This window comes from Rhizobacter sp. P2_H2, from assembly GCF_056403375.1.
Window position 1 is genome coordinate 1 of sequence record NZ_JBFUFP010000009.1, and the last position, 19,147, is coordinate 19,147.

At 70.7% G+C, this 19,147-nt stretch carries 20 protein-coding genes and 1 riboswitch; of the genes, 9 read left to right on the plus strand and 11 right to left on the minus strand.

Going from position 1 to position 19,147, the window contains the following annotated elements:
* Nucleotides 1–242 precede the first annotated feature (242 nt).
* Nucleotides 243–668 (minus strand): ferric iron uptake transcriptional regulator, encoded by a 426-nt coding sequence (fur, locus tag AC1D15_RS01855; RefSeq protein ID WP_047510768.1) that lies wholly within the window; start codon nucleotides 666–668, stop codon nucleotides 243–245.
* 107 nt (nucleotides 669–775) lie between these two features.
* Between fur and AC1D15_RS01860 the strand changes: the two genes are divergently transcribed.
* The 4 genes from AC1D15_RS01860 to AC1D15_RS01875 are packed head-to-tail and all read left to right on the plus strand — an operon-like array spanning nucleotide 776 to nucleotide 3,267.
* On the plus strand, nucleotides 776–1,315 hold the full coding sequence (locus AC1D15_RS01860; RefSeq protein WP_052212979.1) for an outer membrane protein assembly factor BamE: 540 nt from the start codon (nucleotides 776–778) through the stop codon (nucleotides 1,313–1,315).
* Nucleotides 1,312–2,121: a 4-hydroxy-tetrahydrodipicolinate reductase gene (gene dapB / locus AC1D15_RS01865; RefSeq protein ID WP_477824705.1), complete on the plus strand. Its 810-nt coding sequence runs from the start codon at nucleotides 1,312–1,314 to the stop codon at nucleotides 2,119–2,121. The genes AC1D15_RS01860 and dapB overlap by 4 nt, the downstream gene beginning before the upstream one ends.
* Before the next feature lie 7 nt (nucleotides 2,122–2,128).
* Nucleotides 2,129–2,812 (plus strand): MotA/TolQ/ExbB proton channel family protein, encoded by a 684-nt coding sequence (locus AC1D15_RS01870; RefSeq protein ID WP_477824706.1) that lies wholly within the window; start codon nucleotides 2,129–2,131, stop codon nucleotides 2,810–2,812.
* A 14-nt stretch (nucleotides 2,813–2,826) separates the two neighbouring features.
* On the plus strand, nucleotides 2,827–3,267 hold the full coding sequence (locus tag AC1D15_RS01875) for an ExbD/TolR family protein (protein ID WP_465111590.1): 441 nt from the start codon (nucleotides 2,827–2,829) through the stop codon (nucleotides 3,265–3,267).
* Here AC1D15_RS01875 and thiE read toward each other — a convergent pair.
* The 6 genes from thiE to AC1D15_RS01905 form a co-directional block, all read right to left on the minus strand.
* Nucleotides 3,249–4,661 carry a thiamine phosphate synthase gene (gene thiE / locus AC1D15_RS01880; protein WP_477824707.1) on the minus strand — a complete coding sequence of 471 codons (1,413 nt, stop codon included), beginning with the start codon at nucleotides 4,659–4,661 and terminating at the stop codon, nucleotides 3,249–3,251. The genes AC1D15_RS01875 and thiE overlap by 19 nt on opposite strands.
* Nucleotides 4,662–4,672: 11 nt before the next feature.
* On the minus strand, nucleotides 4,673–5,458 hold the full coding sequence (locus AC1D15_RS01885) for a thiazole synthase (RefSeq protein ID WP_477824708.1): 786 nt from the start codon (nucleotides 5,456–5,458) through the stop codon (nucleotides 4,673–4,675).
* A 1-nt stretch (nucleotide 5,459) separates the two neighbouring features.
* Nucleotides 5,460–5,675, minus strand: a complete 216-nt coding sequence (gene thiS, locus AC1D15_RS01890) for a sulfur carrier protein ThiS (RefSeq protein ID WP_477824709.1) — start codon at nucleotides 5,673–5,675, stop codon at nucleotides 5,460–5,462.
* Nucleotides 5,672–6,733, minus strand: coding sequence for an FAD-dependent oxidoreductase (locus tag AC1D15_RS01895; RefSeq protein WP_477824710.1), 1,062 nt, complete (start codon nucleotides 6,731–6,733; stop codon nucleotides 5,672–5,674). The genes thiS and AC1D15_RS01895 overlap by 4 nt, the downstream gene beginning before the upstream one ends.
* Before the next feature lie 7 nt (nucleotides 6,734–6,740).
* Nucleotides 6,741–8,633, minus strand: coding sequence for a phosphomethylpyrimidine synthase ThiC (thiC, locus tag AC1D15_RS01900; protein WP_477824711.1), 1,893 nt, complete (start codon nucleotides 8,631–8,633; stop codon nucleotides 6,741–6,743).
* A gap of 61 nt (nucleotides 8,634–8,694) precedes the next feature.
* Nucleotides 8,695–8,807, minus strand: a riboswitch (TPP riboswitch).
* A gap of 5 nt (nucleotides 8,808–8,812) precedes the next feature.
* Entirely contained in the window at nucleotides 8,813–9,697 is an 885-nt protein-coding gene (locus AC1D15_RS01905; protein WP_465111594.1) for a helix-turn-helix domain-containing protein, read from the minus strand.
* 104 nt (nucleotides 9,698–9,801) lie between these two features.
* On the opposite strand from AC1D15_RS01905, the gene AC1D15_RS01910 reads away from it, so the two are divergent.
* Nucleotides 9,802–10,710: a DMT family transporter gene (locus AC1D15_RS01910; RefSeq protein WP_477824712.1), complete on the plus strand. Its 909-nt coding sequence runs from the start codon at nucleotides 9,802–9,804 to the stop codon at nucleotides 10,708–10,710.
* On the opposite strand, the gene AC1D15_RS01915 is transcribed toward AC1D15_RS01910, so the two are convergent.
* The gene (locus AC1D15_RS01915; RefSeq protein ID WP_477824713.1) at nucleotides 10,691–11,161 is read right to left on the minus strand and encodes a nuclear transport factor 2 family protein; all 471 of its coding nucleotides are present in this window, start codon (nucleotides 11,159–11,161) and stop codon (nucleotides 10,691–10,693) included. The two genes, AC1D15_RS01910 and AC1D15_RS01915, sit on opposite strands and share 20 nt — an antisense overlap.
* An 84-nt stretch (nucleotides 11,162–11,245) precedes the next feature.
* Between AC1D15_RS01915 and AC1D15_RS01920 the strand changes: the two genes are divergently transcribed.
* The 3 genes from AC1D15_RS01920 to AC1D15_RS01930 all read left to right on the plus strand — a co-directional run bounded on the left by AC1D15_RS01920 (nucleotide 11,246) and on the right by AC1D15_RS01930 (nucleotide 14,782).
* The gene (locus AC1D15_RS01920) at nucleotides 11,246–11,809 is read left to right on the plus strand and encodes a TetR/AcrR family transcriptional regulator (RefSeq protein WP_477824714.1); all 564 of its coding nucleotides are present in this window, start codon (nucleotides 11,246–11,248) and stop codon (nucleotides 11,807–11,809) included.
* 74 nt (nucleotides 11,810–11,883) lie between these two features.
* Nucleotides 11,884–13,983, plus strand: a complete 2,100-nt coding sequence (locus AC1D15_RS01925; protein ID WP_477824715.1) for a RecQ family ATP-dependent DNA helicase — start codon at nucleotides 11,884–11,886, stop codon at nucleotides 13,981–13,983.
* Between the two features lie 7 nt (nucleotides 13,984–13,990).
* A complete protein-coding gene (locus AC1D15_RS01930; protein ID WP_477824716.1) occupies nucleotides 13,991–14,782 on the plus strand; it encodes a DNA-processing protein DprA in 792 nt (263 codons plus the stop codon).
* 4 nt (nucleotides 14,783–14,786) lie between these two features.
* On the opposite strand, the gene AC1D15_RS01935 is transcribed toward AC1D15_RS01930, so the two are convergent.
* From AC1D15_RS01935 to AC1D15_RS01945, 3 genes are all read right to left on the minus strand, one after another.
* Complete coding sequence (locus tag AC1D15_RS01935) at nucleotides 14,787–15,269, minus strand: hypothetical protein (protein ID WP_477824717.1); 483 nt, start codon at nucleotides 15,267–15,269, stop codon at nucleotides 14,787–14,789.
* Between the two features lie 22 nt (nucleotides 15,270–15,291).
* Entirely contained in the window at nucleotides 15,292–16,035 is a 744-nt protein-coding gene (locus AC1D15_RS01940) for an NIPSNAP family protein (protein ID WP_465111600.1), read from the minus strand.
* Nucleotides 16,036–16,115: 80 nt separating this feature from the next.
* Nucleotides 16,116–17,225: a GGDEF domain-containing protein gene (locus AC1D15_RS01945; protein ID WP_477824718.1), complete on the minus strand. Its 1,110-nt coding sequence runs from the start codon at nucleotides 17,223–17,225 to the stop codon at nucleotides 16,116–16,118.
* A 192-nt stretch (nucleotides 17,226–17,417) separates the two neighbouring features.
* On the opposite strand from AC1D15_RS01945, the gene AC1D15_RS01950 reads away from it, so the two are divergent.
* Nucleotides 17,418–19,145, plus strand: a complete 1,728-nt coding sequence (locus AC1D15_RS01950) for an ABC transporter permease (protein ID WP_047510820.1) — start codon at nucleotides 17,418–17,420, stop codon at nucleotides 19,143–19,145.
* Nucleotides 19,146–19,147 lie beyond the last annotated feature (2 nt).

The window sequence follows — 19,147 nt, forward strand, 5'->3', positions numbered from 1 at the left end:
GTCATGCACCAGCGACGGCGCGGCGTCATCCAGGCGATGCGCAGCGAGTCGGGTGGAGAAGAACGGCCAACAATCCCAATGAAAGCGGGGCACAAGCCGAAGCGTCAGTGTTGTCCGCAGCGAGACTGAACGAACCGTATGGTGTTGTATTGAGGCCCTTTGCTTTGGTTACTTTCATTTGGGCCTCAAATGAAAGTGACTCGCCCGCCGGGGCGAGTCCCGGCCCCCGCCCGGGCAGGGCTCTACTTTTTGTACTCGCAGTTCTTCTTGGTGCACACCGCATACAACGCCAGCGCATGGTCCTGCAGCTCGAAGCCCCGCGCGTGCGCGATGTTCTTCTGCCGCTTCTCGATCTCGGCGTCGTAGAACTCCTCGACCTTGCCGCAGTCCAGGCACACCAAGTGGTCGTGGTGCTTGCCCTCGTTGAGCTCGAACACCGCCTTGCCCGACTCGAAATGGTTGCGCGACAGGATGCCGGCCTGCTCGAACTGCATCAGCACGCGGTACACCGTCGCCAGCCCGATGTCGGCCCCTTCGACCAGCAGGGCCTTGTAGACATCCTCCGCGGTCATGTGCCGCTGCGTGGTGTTCTGGAACACGTCGAGGATCTTGATGCGCGGCAGCGTGGCCTTCAGGCCGCTGCTCTTGAGTTCGTCGGCGTTGGACATGGCAAATCTCGGTGGCGCTGCAAGGGCAGGGCGGCCGGAGCCACCCGCTAGAATCGCCGAATCATATCGAGGTTGATGCCCGCTTCCCGGCGCGCACGCACATCACCATGCGTTCTTTCCCGTTCCTGGCGCTGGCCGCCGCTGGCGCCGCGCTGTCTGCAGGCTCGCTCACCGGCTGCAGCTCGCTGCAATCCTCCGACAACTTCCTGGGCGTCATCACCCCCTACCGCGTCGAGGTCGTGCAGGGCAACGTGCTGACCAAGGAGCAGGTGGCGCTGGTGAAGCCGGGCCTGACCCGCGCCCAGGTGCGCGACGTGCTCGGCTCGCCGCTGCTGACCGACACCTTCCACGCGAACCGCTGGGACTACGTCTTCACGATCAAGCGCCAGGGCGCCGAGCCGCAGCAGCGCAGCGTCGTCGTGCTGTTCGACGGCGACAAGATGGCCAGCATCAACGCGCCCGAACTGCCGAGCGAACGCGACTTCGTGCAATCGATCGACACCTTCAAGACCTCGCGCAACGCACCGCCGCTGGCGTTGACCGAAGAGCAGCTGAAGGCGCTGCCGGTCCCGCCGAAGCCGCCCGAGCCCGCCGCATCGGCGCCCGAGGGCCCGATCCGCAGCTACCCGCCGCTCGAGCGCTCATGAGCGCCAGTCCGTTGCGCATCGCCATCGCCGGCGCGAGCGGCCGCATGGGCCGCATGCTGGTCGAGGCTGTCACGGCGACCGACGACGTCGTGCTCGCCGGCGCGCTCGATCGCTCCGGCAGCCCGGCGCTCGGCCACGACGCCACCGCCTGGCTCGGCCGCACGAGCGGCGTCACGATCACCGACGACCTGCGCGCCGGCCTCGCGAACGCCCAGGTGCTGATCGACTTCACGCGCCCCGAAGGCACGCTCGCCCACCTGGTGGTGTGCCGCGAGCTGGGCGTCAAGGCGGTGATCGGCACCACCGGCTTCAGCGATGAACAGAAGGCCGCGATCGCCGACCATGCGAAGCACCTCGCGATCATGATGTCGCCGAACATGAGCGTCGGCGTCAACGTCGCGTTCAAGCTGCTCGAACTCGCCGCCCGCGCGCTGAACGAAGGCTACGACATCGAGGTCATCGAGGCCCACCACCGCCACAAGGTCGACGCACCGAGCGGCACCGCGCTGGCGATGGGCGAGGTGGTGGCCAAGGCGCTGGGCCGCGACCTGAAGGACTGCGCGGTCTACGGCCGCGAAGGCGTCACCGGCGAGCGCGATCCATCGACGATCGGCTTCGCGACGGTGCGCGGCGGCGACATCGTCGGCGACCACACCGTGCTGTTCGCCGGCACCGGCGAGCGCATCGAGATCACGCACAAGAGCTCGAGCCGCGTCACCTACGCGCAAGGCAGCTTGCGTGCGGCCCGCTTCCTCGCGTCGCGATCGAGCGGGCTGTTCTCGATGAACGACGTGCTGGGCCTCTGAGCAGCGCATGACGAGCATCGAACACTTCTGGCAGCAGGGCGACCTGATCACGCGCAGCGTCGCCGCGCTGTTGCTGCTGATGTCGGTCAGTGCCTGGGTGCTGATCTTCTGGAAGGGCTGGCTGCTGCGCCGTGCGCGGCTCGACATCGCCCGCGCCGTGCCGGCCTTCTGGGCCGCGCCCACGCTCGACGGCGGCCGCGAGCAGCTCACCGCGTTCGACCGCGAAGCCGTGCTGCGCCCGCTGCTCGACGCTGCGATGGCCGTGCCGCCGGCCGGCACGCTCGAAGGCCTCGGCCGGCTCGAATCGCAGCTCACGCGCCGCCTGCGCGACGCACTGCACGCGGTGCTCGCGCAGCTGCAGTTCGGCCAGGTGCTGCTCGCGTCGATCGGCAGTACCGCGCCGTTCATCGGGCTGTTCGGCACGGTCTGGGGCATCTACCACGCGCTGTTGAGCATCTCGGCGGGGGGCTCGATCACGATCGAGAAGGTGTCGGGCCCGGTCGGCGAGGCGCTGGTGATGACGGCCGCGGGCCTGGCGGTCGCGATCCCCGCGGTGCTGGCCTACAACGTGTTCGGCAAGCGCGTCGGCGCCTGCGAGGCCGAGCTCGAGGGCTTCGCGCACGACCTGCGCGAGATGATGATCGACCACAGCCGCGACGCCGCCGTGGCCGTCGCTGCCGCGCAGGCCTGAGCGGAGGACCGGCCATGGCCTTCGGTCGCCTCGAACGCACCGCCGGGCCGACGCCGATGAGCGACATCAACATGACGCCGCTGATCGACGTGATGCTGGTGCTGCTGGTGATCTTCATGATCACCGCGCCGCTGATGAGCAGCAGCCTCAAGCTCGACCTGCCGCGCGCCGAGGCCGCGACGCCGAGCGAGACGCCGGATTTCATCGCGGTGGCGATCGATGCGCAGGGCCAGTTGTTCGTCGGCGACAAGCCGGTCGAGGCCGCTGCCTTCGCCGATCAGGTCGCGCAGGCGGCGCAGAAGAACCCTGCGACCGAGGTGCAGCTGCGCGCCGACCGCACGGTGCCGTATGGCCGTGTCGCCGAGCTGATCGGCGTCGTGCAGAAGGCCGGGCTGAACCGCATCGGCTTCGTCGCCGAGGCAGCGGCCGCGCCGGCTCAGGCTGCCAGCCACTGACGGAATGCCGCGGCTGCGGCGCGTGGATCCTCGGCCTGCGTCAACGCACTCACCACCGCGATCGAATCGACGCCGGTCGCCGCCACCTGCGGCGCGCGTTCCAGGCTGATGCCGCCGATCGCGACCACCGGCCAGGCCGGCTTCAGCCACGACACCCATTGCGCCAGCCGCTCCGGCCCGACCGGCTCATAGGCCATCGCCTTCAGCGTCGTCGGGTAGACCGGCCCGATCGCGATGTACGACGGCCGCAGCGCCTGCGCGCGGCACATCTCCAGCGGCGTGTGCGAGCTGACGCCCACGCGCAGACCTGCAGCCTGGATCGCGCCGAGATCGGCCGTGCCGATGTCCTCCTGGCCGAGGTGCAGGCCGTAGGCGCCGAGGTCGAGCGCCTCGCGCCAGTGGTCGTTGATGAAGAGCTGCGCGCCCGGCACCTCGCGCGCCGCTCTCACCGCCGCGCGCAGCTGCGCCGTCAGCTCGGCCTGCGGCAGGCTGCCTGCCTTCAGGCGCAACTGCAGCGTGCGCACGCCCATCGCGAGCGCGCGCTCGATCCAGTCGGCATCGGGCAGCACCGCGTAGAAGCCGAGCGGCCCGCTCAACGGCGCGAAGGCGGCTGCCGGCATGGCCCCGTCATCAGCCCAGCGGAAGTCGGGCAGGTGCGTGCTGTCGGCCAGTGCCGCCGCGTTCGTGTTCGGTCTGCCCGGGCCGACCTCGAGCGCCTGCGCGAGGCCGGCCGTCACGCGCAGCTTCGCGACACAGGCGGCATCGAACACGCCCCAGCCCTGCGCGAGCGCGCCGGCCAGCGCGGCCGAGAACACGCAGCCGCTGCCGTGCGCCGAGCCGGCCAGGCGCGGTGACGACAGCGATGCGCGTCGCGCGCCGGCCATCACCTCGTCGATGCTGCGGTCGCCCTCCGCATGCCCGCCTTTCAGCACCACGGCCGCCGGACCGTCGAGCACGCCGAGCCGCTGCGCTTCCGGCAGGTTCGGCGTGATCACGTCGGCCTCGCGCGCGAGCGCACGCACCGCGTCGAGCCACGCGCGTTCGTCCGCATCGTGGCTGCTGTGTCCGTTCGACGCGCCGAGCACCGGATCGAGCACGACCGGGCAGCGGCGCGCTGCCACGAACTCATGCACCTCGCGCAGCACCTCCAGCGAACCCAGCATGCCGAGCTTGATGGCCGCCGGCTCGCCATCGCGCAGCAGCGCCTGCAACGCGTCGCGCACCCACTTGGCCGGGACCGGTTGCAGCGCGCCCAGGCCGCGGCTGTCCTGCACCGTCAAGGCCGTCACGACACTGCTGCCGGCGAGGCCCATCGCCTGCCAGGTCGCGAGGTCGGCGGTGATGCCGGCGCCATGCACCGGGTCGTGCCCGGCGATCGTCAACAAGGGTCGCATCGTCGTGTCCTTCAAGCCTGGTGCCAGAACGGCATGCCGAGCGTCGGTGTCGAGGCCTGCGCCGTCTGCCGTTCGCCCATCGGCGTGGCCTCGAACGCCAGCCGCCCCGCGTCGACCGCCTGCGCGAACGCGCGCGCCATGCGCACCGGGTCGCCGGCCTGCGCGACCGCGGTGTTCAGCAGCACCGCATCGAAGCCCATCTCCATCACCTGCGCCGCGTGCGACGGCCGGCCGAGCCCGGCATCGACGATCAGCACCGCATCGGGCAGCCGCGCGCGCAGCGTCTGCAGCGCATACGGGTTCTGCGGCCCCCGCCCGGTGCCGATCGGCGCGGCCCACGGCATCACCGCGGCGCAGCCGGCCTCGTGCAGGCGCTGCGCGAGCACCAGGTCGTCGGTGGTGTAGGCGAGCACCTGGAAGCCCTCGCGCACCAGCACGCGCGCGGCCTCGAGCGTGCCGAACGGGTCGGGTTGCAGCGTGTAGTCGTCGCCGATCACCTCGAGCTTGATCCACGGCGTGTCGAACAGCTCGCGCGCCATCTGCGCGAGCGTGATCGCCTCCTGCGCGTCGTGGCAGCCGGCGGTGTTCGGCAGCACGTGGCAGCCGAGCGCGCGCACGCGTTGCCAGAACGCGTTGCCGCCGCCGTGCTCCGGCTGCAAGCGGCGCAGGCCGACGGTCAGCACCTGCGTGCCGCTCGCCTGCACCGCATCGGCCAGCACCTGCGGCGACGGGTAGTGCGCGGTGCCGAGCAGCAGGCGGCTCGCCAGCGGGGTACCAGCGAGGGTCCATGAAGTCATGTCAGCCTCCGGTCACGGGTGCGATCACGTCGATGCGGTCGCCGGGCTGCAGCCTCTGCAGCGGCCACTGCGCACGCGGCACGAACTGCCGGTTGATCGCGCACGCCATCGCGGCCTGCGCGTCGTAGCCCTGCTGCTGCAGCAGTTCCGCGAGGGTGACGGCCGGCGTCTGCAGCGCGCGGCCGTTCATCGACACCTCGGTCGTCAGGTCACTCATGGCATCGTCTCCTGAAGCAGTTGGTCCACCAGCGCGGGTGCGCACAGGTAGCCGTGGCGGTACAGCCCATTGAGCTGCCAGACGCCGTCGTGCCGGCGCAGTTGCGGCCGGTGGTCGTCGAGCGCCGGGCGCAGCGCCGCATCGATGCGCAGCACCCGCGCCTCGGCGAACGCCGGGTGCAGGCTGTACAGCGCGCTGCCCAGCTCCAGCACCGAGCGCAGGCTGGGCGGGCCGGCGTCTTCCGATTCGAGCTCGGTCGCGCCGACGACGAAGCGCTGCTTCGGCCGCGGTGCCACGTAGAGCTGGTAGCGCGGGTGCATCAGCCGCACCGGCCRCTGCAGCGCGATGCCCTCGCACTCGACGCTGAGGATCTCGCCGCGCACGCCGCGCAGCCCCGGCCAGTCGGCGCGCGCGCCGAGGCCGCGTGCGTCGATCACCAGCGGCGCGCGGAACTCGCCCTGCGCGGTGCGCAGCCCGCCGGCGTGCAGCTGCTGCACCGGCTCGTCCTCGTGCCAGTGCACGCGGAAGCGGTCCAGCGCACGCGCCAGCGCGAGCAGCAGTTCGTCGTTGGCGAGCTGCCCTTCGCCGGCCAGCAACAGGCCGCGGTTGAAGCGGCCGGCGAGCGCAGGCTCATGCTCGGCGACGCCGGCCGCATCGAGCGCCTGGATCGCGTGCTGCTCCGCCGGCGCCAGCTTGTGCCGCAGCACCCGCTCGAAGTGATCGAGGCTGCCGCCATCGGCCGCATGCGCGAGCACCAGCGTGCCGGCGCGGCGGAAGTACACCGGCCGTCCGCTGTCGGCCTGCAGCGCGAGCAGCCAGTCGGGCCACAGCGCCATCGCCTGCTGCGCGAGCGCATGCACCTGCGCATCGGCCACGGCCAGCTCGGCCAGCGGCGACAGCATCGCCGCGGCCACCGCGCTGGCCGAGCGCGCATCGTCGCGCCGCGCCGCGTCGAACAGCCGCACCTGCCGCCCGGCGCGCGCAAAACGCCACGCGCACAGCCGGCCGGCCAGCCCCGCGCCGGCGATCAGCACATCGCTGTCGCTGCCGTTGTCCACGCGCATGTCAGAGATAAAGTTCGCCGCCGTGCGCGCGGAACTCCTCGGCCTTGCCGTCCAGCGCCTGGCGGATCTCGATCACCGGCTTCGCCGCCGCGTCGCGCTGCGCGAAGGCCCGCACCTCCTGGCTGATCTTCATCGAGCAGAACTTCGGGCCGCACATCGAGCAGAAGTGCGCGACCTTCGCGTTCTCCTTCGGCAGCGTCTCGTCGTGGTAGGCCATCGCGGTGTCGGGGTCGATCGCGAGGCGGAACTGGTCCTCCCAGCGGAACTCGAAGCGCGCCTTCGACACCGCGTTGTCCCACATCTGCGCGCCGGGGAAGCCCTTCGCCAGGTCGGCCGCGTGCGCGGCGATCTTGTAGGCGATCAGGCCCTGCTTCACGTCGTCGCGGTTCGGCAGGCCCAGGTGCTCCTTCGGCGTCACGTAGCACAGCATCGCGGTGCCGTACCAGCCGATGTTGGCCGCACCCATCGCCGACGCGATGTGGTCGTAGCCGGGCGAGATGTCGGTGATCAGCGGGCCGAGCGTGTAGAACGGCGCCTCGGCGCACGCCGCCAGCTGCTTGTCGACGTTCTCCTGCACCAGCTGCAGCGGCACATGGCCGGGGCCTTCGATCATCACCTGCACGTCGTGCTGCCAGGCCACCTGCGTCAGCTCGCCCAGCGTGTGCAGCTCGGCGAACTGCGCCTCGTCGTTCGCATCGGCGATCGAGCCGGGGCGCAGGCCGTCGCCGAGCGAGAAGCAGACGTCGTACGCCTTCATGATCTCGCAGATCTCGCCGAAGCGTTCGTACAGGAAGCTCTCGCGGTGGTGCGACAGGCACCACTTGGCCATGATCGAGCCGCCGCGCGAGACGATGCCGGTCAGGCGGTTCGCGGTGAGCGGCACGTGCGCGAGCCGCACGCCGGCGTGGATGGTGAAGTAGTCGACGCCCTGTTCGGCCTGCTCGATCAGCGTGTCGCGGAACAGCTCCCAGGTGAGTTCCTCGGCGCGGCCGTTCACCTTCTCCAGCGCCTGGTAGATCGGCACCGTGCCGATCGGCACCGGCGAGTTGCGCAGGATCCACTCGCGCGTCTCGTGGATGTTCTCGCCGGTCGACAGGTCCATCACCGTGTCGGCGCCCCAGCGGATCGCCCACACCAGCTTGTCGACTTCCTCCTCGATGCCCGAGGTCACTGCCGAGTTGCCGATGTTGGCGTTGACCTTCACCAGGAAGTTGCGGCCGATCACCATCGGCTCGCTCTCGGGGTGGTTGATGTTGCAGGGGATCACCGCGCGGCCGCGCGCCACCTCGCTGCGCACGAACTCGGGCGTGATGTCGTGCACGAGCGCCGCGCCGAACGGGTGGCCGCGCTGCGGCAGGCGCTCGGTCGCGAGGCGCTCGCGCAGCTGGGCCTTCACCAGGTTCTCGCGCAGTGCGATGAACTCCATCTCGGGCGTCACGATGCCGCGGCGCGCGTAGTGCATCTGCGAGACGTTGGCGCCGGGCTTCGCGCGGCGCGGGAGCGGCGGGTTGGCCATGCGCAGCGCGGCCAGCGCCGGGTCGTCGAGCCGGGTGCGGCCGTAGGCGCTGCTGATGTGCGGCAGGGCTTCGGAATCGGCGCGGTCGGCGATCCACGCACGGCGCAGTGGCGGCAGGCCGTGCGTGATGTCGATCGCGGCCTGCGGGTCGGTGTAGGGGCCCGAGGGGTCGTAGACGCGCAGCGGAGGGTTCGGCTCGCGCAGCGGCTCGCCGTGCGGCTGCTGCACCAGCGTGTCGGAGAGCGCGATCTCGCGGAACGGCACGCGCAGGTCGGGGCGGCTGCCGTCGAGGTAGACCTTGCGCGAGCCGGCGAACGGCGCGCGGGTGATGCGGCGGGAGAGCTCGTCGGTGTCGACGGAGGATGCTTGCTTGGCCATGCGGTCTCCAGAGGTGGTGTGCCTGCCTGGGAGACCGTGCCCTGCGGTGAGCAGATGCGACCGGTGGCCGAGTGCTGTTTCCTACGCGGGGATGACCCCGATCAGGTTCAACGGGTTAGGCACTGAAGCCCTCTCAGCCTTGGATTCGCATCCTCGGCACCCCGACAAGCGAGCGGATTCTAGGACAGTTGCCGGAACTGTCCCGGCGTGACGCCCATTCGCGCCCGGAACCGGTTCACCAGGTGGCTCGCGCTCGCCAGCCCGCATTGCCGCGCCACCTCGTCGAGTGGCGCCTCCGAATGCCGCAGCAGCTGCTTGGCCCGCTCGATGCGCAACCACAGCACCCAGGCGTGCGGCGCGATGCCGAACGAGGTGCGGAACATGCGCGCGAAGTGATGCTCGGAGAGCGCGGCGACGGCGGCCATCTCGCCGATCGTCAGCGGCTGGTCGAGCCGCGCCTCGGTCCAGTCGACCAGCCGCCGGCGCACGTGGGCCGACAGCCCGCCGCGCGGCGGCGCGCGGTGGCCGCGCGTGGCGTGTGCGAGCAGCAGCGCGGCCAACGCCTCGTGTCCCAGCGCATTCGCCTGCAGCCGCGCCTGCGGGTCGTGCCAGTCGAGCAGGGCCAGCGCATGAAGCGGAGCGGCCACGCCGGCGTCGGCCACGAAGGTCAGGTCGGGCACCTGCACCTCGCGCGGTTCGCGGTCGAGCAGCCGCACCGCCAGCGGCGCCAGCTGCGCCTCGTCGAAGTACAGGTGCACGAAGCTCTGCTCCTCGCGGCCCACCACCCAGCGCGATTCGTGGCCGGCCGGCATCACGCACAGCCGGCCCGGCTCGCCGCGCAGATCGGGCGCCTCGTGCCGCCAGGTGCCGTGGCCGCCGCTCAGGTACAGCGACAGCGTGTGGTGAGAGGGCCGGCTGTAGCGCGTCGCATCGGCCGCGTTGCGCCACACCGCGGCGGCCAGCCCGTCGCCCAGCACGGCGCTGCGCTGCAGCCGGGCGCGCGAGTGCGTCAGCACGTCGAACACCTCGTGGCGGGACAGGTCGGGCGGTGTGGCGGTGGCCATGGCCTCGCCACTGTAGCCGCCGCCTCGCGTGCGCGCGCGAGGCGCCCGCGACAAACCGCAGTTTTGTGCAACCAGGGTCACGCCATGCGGCCGACACTGGCGCGATGAACCTCTTCCTCTACGTGCTCACCGTGCTGATCTGGGGCACCACCTGGATCGCGCTGAAGCTGCAGCTCGGCGTGGTGCCGATCCCGTGGTCCATCGCCTACCGCTTCGCGCTGGCGGCGGCCGTGCTGTTCGCGTGGCTGGCCATCACCGGGCGGCTGAAACGGCCCGATGCCCGCGCGATGAAGCTGATCGCGGCGCAGGGCGTGTGCCTGTTCTGCCTGAACTTCATCTGCTTCCTGCACGCGAGCCGCTTCATCCCGAGCGGGCTGGTCGCGGTGCTGTTCTCCACCGCGACGGTGTGGAATGCGTTCAACGCGCGGGTCTTCCTCGGCCGGCCGCTCGCGCCGCGCGTGCTGGCCGGCAGCGCGCTCGGCATGCTGGGCCTGGCAGCACTGTTCTGGCCGGAGCTGACGCGCCACGATGCGTCGCCCGGCACGCTGACCGGCCTCGCGCTCGGGCTGGCCGGCACGCTGTGCTTCTCGGCCGGCAACATGCTGTCGACGCGCCTGCAGGCGCTGGGCCATGCGCCGGTTGTCACCAACGCGTGGGGCATGCTGATCGGCTCCACGGTGCTGGCGCTCGGCTGCGGCGTCGCCGGCGTCGGCTGGGCCTTCGATCCGTCGCCCACCTACGTCGGCGCGCTGCTGTACCTCGCGATCCCCGGCTCGGTGATCGGCTTCACCGCCTACCTCACGCTGGTGGGCCGCCTCGGGCCGGAACGCGCGGCCTACAGCACCGTGCTGTTCCCGGTGGTCGCGCTGAACGTGTCGGCCTGGGTCGAGGGCTATCAGTGGACGGCGCCGGCGCTGCTCGGGCTGGTGCTGGTGATGGCCGGCAACGTGATCGTGTTCCGCAAGCCGAAGGCGGCGCCGGCGGCCGCTGCCGTCACAGCCCCAGTTCGCTGAGCCCGGCGTGCTCGTCCGGGCGGCGGCCGAGCGGCCAGTGGAACAGGCGCTGTTCCGGCTGGATCGGCAGGTCGTTGATGCTCGCGTAGCGGCGCTCCATCAGGCCCTGCGCGTTGAACTCCCAGTTCTCGTTGCCGTAGCTGCGGAACCACTGGCCGGAATCGTCGCGGAACTCGTAGGCGAAGCGCACGCCGATGCGCGGCCCGCCGAAGGCCCACAGCTCCTTGATCAGCCGGTAGTCGAGCTCGCGCGCCCACTTGCGCTGCAGGAAGGCGCGCACCTGCTCGCGGCCGACCGGGAACTCGGCGCGGTTGCGCCAGCGCGTGTCCTCGGTGTAGACGGCGGCGACGCGGTCGGCGTCGCGGCTGTTCCAGGCGTCTTCGGCCAGGCGGACCTTCTGGCGGGCGGATTCCTCGGTGAACGGGGGCAGCGGCGGGCGGGGTGTTTCCATGGGGGCTCCTGTTTCGGGGTGTAGACAGGTCTGTCTATGTGCCGCATCTTGAGGCAGACAGATCTGTCTGTCAAACTGCGGGCCATGACGAACGCCACGGCCCCGCTCGAACCCCGCCAGCGCATCCTCGAGACCGCGATGCGCCTCTTCTACGCCGACGGCATCCGCGCGGTCGGCATCGACCGGCTGATCGCCGAATCGCAGGTGGCGAAGGCCTCGTTCTACCGGCACTTCCCGTCGAAGGACGACCTGGTGCTGGCCTTCCTGCGCTTGCGGCACGAGCGCTGGATGAACTGGTTCGCGGGCAGGCTGGAGGCGCGCTGCGCAGCCGCCGGCCCGGCGATGGAGCGTGCGGCCGAGGTGCTGCGCGAATGGTTCGAGGAGCCGGATTTCCGCGGCTGCGCCTTCATCAACACGCTGGCCGAAGGCTCGGCGCAGGGCGAGGCGATCAGCGTGGTGCAAAGCCACAAGGACGAGCTGCAGGATTGCCTGCTCGCGCTGGCGCGCCGCTGCGGCCACCCGCAGCCGGAGCGGGCGGCGGAAGATGCGCTGCTGATCGTCGAGGGCGCGATCGTGCGCGCGCACATGACGGGCGACGCCGGTGCGGCCGATGTCGCGCGCCGTCTGCTGCAGAAGTCCTGGTCGTGAACTGACACGGTGTTCCCCGTCGCTACACTGGCCCGCAGCCCGGACTGGCCGGGCACCTCACGGGAGCCGCACAGATGGTCGTCGAAGCCGAGGCACTGCGCTGTCTCCGGGTGGCGATGGGCCAGCCGGCGTCGAACTTCCGCGACGGGCAGTGGGAGGCCATCGACCACATCGTGAACCGGCGCGGCAAGGTGCTCTGCGTCCAGCGCACCGGCTGGGGCAAGAGCATGGTGTATTTCGTCGGGGCGACGTTGATGCGGGCGCAGGGCGCCGGCGTCACGCTGATCATCTCGCCGCTGCTCTCGCTGATGCGCAACCAGATCGAGGCGGCGCACCGGCTCGGCTTGAAGGCGCTCACCGTCAACTCGACCAACCGCGACGATTGGGAGGCCGTGCGCACTGAACTGCTCGCCGGCCAGGTCGACCTGCTGCTGATCTCCCCGGAACGCCTGGCCAACGACGAGTTCGTGGCCGGCACCTTGCAGCCGATTGCGGCGCGCATCGGGCTGCTGGTGATCGACGAGGCGCACTGCATCTCGGACTGGGGCCACGATTTCAGGCCCGACTACCGGCGCGTCGGGCAGGTGCTGGCCCGCCTGCCGGCCCACATCGCGGTGCTCGCCACCACGGCCACGGCCAACCGGCGCGTGGCGCAGGATGTGGCGGCCCAGCTCGGCACCGGCGTGGTGGTGCAGCGCGGGCCGCTGCTGCGCGAGAGCCTGGCGCTGCAGAACATGCGGCTGGCGGGGGCGGCAGACCGGCTGGCGTGGCTGGCCGATCGCATTCCGCAGCTGCCCGGCAGCGGCATCGTCTACACGCTGACCACGCGCGATGCCGACCGTGTCGCCGAGTGGCTGCAAGGGCGCGGGATCGATGCACGCGCGTACCACGCGGGCAAGCACGACGACGAGCGGCAGGCGATGGAGCAGGCGCTGCTGGCCAACGACATCAAATGCCTCGTCGCGACCACGGCGCTCGGCATGGGCTACGACAAGCCGGACCTGCACTTCGTCATCCACTACCAGACCCCCGGCAACGTGGTGGCCTACTACCAGCAGGTGGGCCGGGCCGGCCGGGCGATCCCCGCGGCCTGCGGCGTGCTGCTGTCGGGGGATGAGGAAGAGGACATCAACGAGTACTTCCGCGAGGCCGCGTTCCCGCCGGAGTGGCAGGTGGACCGGATCCTCGGTGCGCTGGAGGCTGCCGACGGGGGCTTGAGCGTTCGCGCGCTGGAGCGGGCCGTCAACCTGCGGCAGTCGCAGATCGAGAAGGTGCTCAAGCTGTTGGTGGTCGAGCCGGACTCGCCGGTGCTGCGCATCGATGGCGCGTGGTACCGGACCGCGCAGCCGTTCCAACTCGACAAGGCGCGCATCGCGCACCTCACGCGGCAGCGCGAGGACGAGTGGGCGCAGATGAAGCACTACCTTGCCAACGAGCGCTGCCTGATGCTGTTCCTCGCCGAGGCGCTCGACGACGCCGGGGCGTCGGCGTGCGGGCGTTGTGCCGTGTGCCTCGGCCGGCCCGTGCTGCCGATGGAGGTCGAGCGAGCCACGCTGATCGAGGCGTTGCGCTTCGTCAAGCGCAGCGAGATGCCGCTGGAGCTCAAGAAGCAGTGGGACGTCGAGGCGCTGCCGCAGTACCGGGCCGACCACGGCTGGAGCAAGCAGACCATCCCCGCGGCGCTGCGCGGCGAAGAAGGCCGGGTGCTGTCCCGCTGGGGCGAGCCGGTCTGGGGCCAGCTGGTGGCGCGGGGAAAGGCGCAGGGCCGCTTCGACGACGAGCTGGTCGAGGCGTCGGCGGACATGATCCGCCACCGGTGGCCCGCAGCGGCACGGATCAGCTGGGTGACCTGCATCCCGTCGATGCGCTACCCCGAGCTCGTGCCGGACTTCGCCAGGCGGCTTGCCGATGCGCTGGGTGTACCGTTCCGGCCGATCATGTCGAAGACACGCGAGACGCAGCCCCAGAGAGACATGGAGAACCGATTTCACCAATGCCACAACCTCGACGGCGCGTATGCCGTCGAGCCGCAGCCGGGCACGGATGGTGCCGTGCTGTTGGTCGACGATCTCGTCGATTCCGCGTGGACCCTGACGCTCGCTGCGGCGTTGCTGCGACAGACGGGCACGGCGGCGGTCTACCCGTTCGCGCTGGCCCTCACCTCGGCGAAGTAGCGACCCCATGAGTGTTCAGGGATTGAGTGCGGATGGCGAGGCGGTTCTGCTGCTGTGCGGGCGGTTCGGCGGCGAGCGGCAGGAAGCGTTCCAGCCGCTGTCGATGCGGGACTGGGCGGTGTTCGCCCCCTGGCTGAACCAGCGCGGGATGCGGCCTGCCGACCTRCTGTCCGCCGCGGCGCACGCGCAGTTGGACGGCGTGCAGGAGATCGAACTCGAGCGCCCCCGCATCGAGTTCCTGCTGGCCCGCGGAACCGCGATGGCCCTGGCCCTGGAGCGATGGAGCCGTGCCGGCCTGTGGGTGATCTCGCGAGCCGATGCCGCGTACCCGGGGGCCCTGAAGCGCCGGTTGAAGCATGCCGCGCCGCCCTTGCTGTACGGTGCGGGCCGCCCGGAGCTGCTCGACCTGGGCGGCCTCGCGATCGTCGGCTCGCGCGATGCCGGCGAGGCGGCGCTCGAGTTCGCGCGCCAGACCGCGGCCACGTGTGCCGACGAAGGGATGGTCGTCCTCTCGAGCGGTGCGCATGGTGTCGAGATGGCCGCGATGCAGAGCGCGCTGGAGGCCGGTGGCCAGGCCGTCGGCGTGCTGCCCGGCGACCTGCTCAAAGCCAGCCTCGGGCGGCTGAACCGCGGCGGCTTGCAGCAGGGCCGCCTGACCCTGGTGTCACCCTGCGCGCCGCAGGCCGGCTTCGATGACGGCCAAGCAATGGCGCACAACAAGTACCTCTGCGCGCTGGCAGACCGGACGGTGGTGATCGATGCCGAAGGCCTGCGCGATCACTTCGAGCGAGACACCTGAAGACTCAGGCGGGCACCCGCGTCATCTGCATCGTCCAGTTCGTCAGCCACTCCTCCCCATCGGGCGAGAAGGCCTGCTCCCAGCGCGCTGCATCCGGCCCCTGGCGCTGCCAGACGAAGCGTGCGTACACCTTGCGGCCGTTGTCTTCATCCTCGCCGTAGAACTCGCCGCGGTCGCCATCGAAGCCGCCGCGCACCGGCGGAAACAGGATGCCGCTGCGGTTGTGCGCCCAGTAGATCGACCATTGCCGCTTCGCGGTATCGAACAACCGCAAGGTCATGCCCGACCAGTCCTGGGTCGTGAAGTCGATCTGTTCGACGTTGGCGATGCCGCCGAGGCGCGGCTCGCACGCGAGCACCGAAGGAAACTCCTGCCAGTCGTCGCTGCCCGGCACGCGCGTCGCGAGGCGCCGGTTGAGCACCTGCCAGCGGCCGTGCAGGAAATCGAAGTCGTCCGGTTGCCCGGTGCGGTCCAGCGTGTAGCTCATCGTGTTCTCCGGTGAAAGGCGCTCAGCGCCAGGCCGAGCCGGCGGTGGGCTGCAGGCGGAACATCTCCGGTGCTGCGCGCAGCTGCGACAACCAGCGCGGCCACACCGCATCGCGCCAGATCGCCGAGGTGAACAGCCGGTCGGCGCAGTCGAGCTGGTGGACCACGCTGTCGAAGCGGCAGATCCACACGAAGGCCTCGGTGTCGGTGCGCACCGGCAGCGCCGGGAAGTCGTTGGCGGCGTGCTCGGTCTTCAGCACCGCCTGCACGTCCATGCCGGCGGCCACCAGGCAGGGCCGCACCTCGTGCTCGAAGCGCTGCACCAGCTGCGGCGTGGCCGGCGCATCGAGCCGGCACACCACGGCGAGCAGCATGCCGGGCCGTGCCGCATGGGTCGCGGCGGTCTGCACGTTGCGCAGCAGCAGCACGTTCGACGAATCCTGCATCGTCGCGTTGGCGGCGTTGCGGTGCCGCTGCCACACCGGGCCGCCGTAGAACGCGGCCAGCGCCTCGCGCCGCTCGGCCATGTTCGCGAAACCGCGCAGCCAGACGAAGTCGTCGGGTGCGTCGAGGTCGCGGAACTGGCCGAGCACGCGCATGCCGCAGTCTTCCTGTGTGTGCACGAACTCGCGGTCGAACAGCTCGATCAACGTCTCGCGCCGGCCGGGGTGCAGCGCATAGCGCCGCAGCTCGACGATGGCACAAGGGGACGGAATCGTGTCAGCAGCCGCGGCACGGGCCGGGCGCTCCAGCGTCATCACGGTCATCGGGGCATCTCCTCGTCTCTGGGGAGGGTGATGCTGCGCCGGGCATGCTGACAACCTGTGTCAGTAGAGTTCAGCAGAAATCAGCCGACCACCGTGCTGTCGCGCCCGCTCAGCTTCGCCTGGTACATCGCCTTGTCGGCCCGCTCGATCGCGGCCTGCAGCGCCTCGCCGTCGGCGCAGGTGCTCAACCCGGCCGAGAAGGTCAGCCGCAGCCCCGGCGCCACGGCGTCGAAAGGGGCCGCCGCGAGCCCGGCGCGCAACCGATCGACGCATTGCAGCGCCTGTGCCTGCGGCGTCGCCGGCAGCATCAGCAGGAACTCCTCGCCGCCCCAGCGCCCGAGCACGTCGGTGTCGCGCAGCGCGGCCTGCGCGGCGTCGGCGAAGATCTTCAGCACCCGGTCGCCGGCCGCGTGGCCGTGGTTGTCGTTGATCGGCTTGAAGTGGTCGAGGTCCATCAGCACCAGGCTCAGCGGCAGGCCGTGGTGCTTCTGCCGCACGCGCTCGGCATCGAGCAGCTCGGTCAGGTGGCGGCGGTTCACGAGGCCGGTCAGGTCGTCGCGCGTGGCCAGGTGGTGGATCTTCGCGAGCGCCTGCTGCAGCTCCGCCTGGCGCTGCCGCAGCTTCGCGCGCAGCCGGCCCATGCTGACCGCCAGCGCCGACATCGCCGTCATCAGGATCAGGCAGAAGCCGAACTGGATCGCCTCGATGTGCGGCGGGAAGCGCGCCGGGTCGGTGCGCGCCTTCCACAGCATCACGCCGCCCAGCATCGCCAGCGCCTGCGCGCCCAGCAGCCGCGCCTCGCGCGGCGACATCACGAACATGCCCCACACCAGGTTCAGCAGCATGATCGCCATCACCGCGCCGCGCAGCTGCGGGTTGATCGCATAGCCCCAGGCGGTGACCGAGATGCCGAACACCGATTGCGACATCGTCAGCGACGGGTCGTGCGACAGCCGCTCGCTGAGGCCGCTGCGCACCAGCGCGTAGAAGACGAGGATGCCGCCCAGGCTGACGACGCAGAACCAGAACGCCGGCCCCGCCTCCATCATGCCGAGCCGCACCTCGACGGCGACCACCACCGCGAACAGCGCATAGACGCACAGCGCCAGCAGCGTCAGCTTGGCGTGGCCGCGCCGCCGCTCGGTGGTACTCCACAGCAGGTCGAGCAGGCGGGACGGTGCGCGGAACATCGCGGGATTGTAGGAACGAGGCGCCGCCGGCCTGCGGCCGCCCCCCGGAGGCAGGGGGATCCGGTGTGTCGGTGCCGACACACCGCGTCATGCAGCCGCCTCTCGAGCGACTCGCCGTGCGGCGAAAATGCCGCCTGTCGGATCTCGATCGAGCGCCCGGCGTTCGCGACGAGAAAGCGCATGGGCGACAGCATGACCGACAAACGATTCTTTCCCCGCCAGGTGGTCGAGTCCGGGGGCAACCGCTGGGACTGGGCCCTGCTGCCGCTGGTGCTCGCGGTGCTGGTGCTGCTGGCCTGGGGCGGCGCGCAGATGGCGCGGCCGTACCAGCTGGGCGAGGCGCTGCCGCTCACGCTCGACCCGACCGCGCTGCCGTACTACCTGCTGCGCACCACGCTGCGCATGTTCCTCGCGCTCGGCGCGTCGCTGGTGTTCGCCTGCGTGTTCGCGGCGCTGGCGGCCAAGTACCGCGCCGCCGAGCGGGTGCTGGTGCCGCTGCTCGACATCCTGCAGTCGATCCCGATCCTCGGCTTCCTGTCGATCACCGTCACCGGCTTCATCGCGCTGTTCCCGGGCAACCTGTTCGGCGTCGAGTGCGCCGCGATCTTCGCGATCTTCACGTCGCAGGCCTGGAACATGGCCTTCAGCCTCTACCAGTCGCTGCGCACCGTGCCGCCGGAGCTGCAGGAGGCGGCGCGCGTGTTCCAGCTGTCGGGCTGGCAGCGCTTCTGGCGGCTCGAGCTGCCGTTCGCGATGCCCGGGCTGCTGTGGAACATGATGATGTCGATGTCCGGCGGCTGGTTCTTCGTGGTCGCGTCGGAGGCCATCGCGGTGTCGCAGCAGAGCATCAAGCTGCCCGGCATCGGCTCGTACATCGCCCAGGCCATCGAGCTGCGCGACCTGCACGCGATCGGCTGGGCGATCGGCGCGATGCTGGTGGGCATCGTGCTGTACGACCAGCTGTTCTTCCGGCCGCTGCTCGCATGGGCCGACAAGTTCCGCTTCGAGGAGGGCAGCAGCGAGAGTGCGCCGTCGTCGTGGCTGCTGACCTGGCTGCGCCGCACCGAGCGGCTGCAGCCGTTCGCGCTGCGCATCGGGGCGCTGTTCGCGCGCTCGCTGACGCTGTTCCGCCGCCGCCACGACGGCACTTCGATCCGGGCGCGCGCGCGGCCGGCCGGTGCGACGCTGCAGCGCGCCTGGGATGCGCTGCTGGCCGCGGCGGTGCTGATCGCGCTGTGGCACCTGCTGCGCTTCATCCACACCGAGGTCGGCTGGGCCGAGGCCGGGCATGTGCTGGTGCTGGGCTCGATCACGCTGCTGCGCGTGCTGGTGCTGACGGCGCTGGCCGCGCTGGTGTGGGTGCCGGTGGGCATCTGGATCGGCATGAACCCGCGCTGGTCGGGGCGGCTGCAGGGGGTGGCGCAGTTCCTGGCGGCGTTCCCGGCCAACCTGATGTTTCCGGTGGCGGTGCTGTTCATCGTGCGCTGGAAGCTCAACCCCGACATCTGGCTGTCGCCGCTGATGGTGCTGGGCACGCAGTGGTACCTGCTGTTCAACGTGATCGCCGGCGCGAGCAGCATCCCGACCGAGCTGCGCTATGCGGCGCAGAACCTGGGCCTGTCGGGCTGGCTGCGCTGGCGCCGCTACCTGCTGCCGGCGGTGTTCCCGAGCTTCGTCACCGGGGCCATCACCGCGAGCGGCGGCTCGTGGAACGCGAGCATCGTCGCCGAGTACGTGACCTGGGGCGACACCACGCTGCAGGCGAAGGGGCTGGGCAGCTACATCGCGCACATGACGGCGATCGGCGATTTCCCGCGCATCGCGCTGGGCATCGGCGTGATGTGCGTGTTCGTGATGGGCATGAACCACCTGGTCTGGCGGCGGCTGTACCGCCTTGCCGAAGACCGCATGCATTTTTAGGG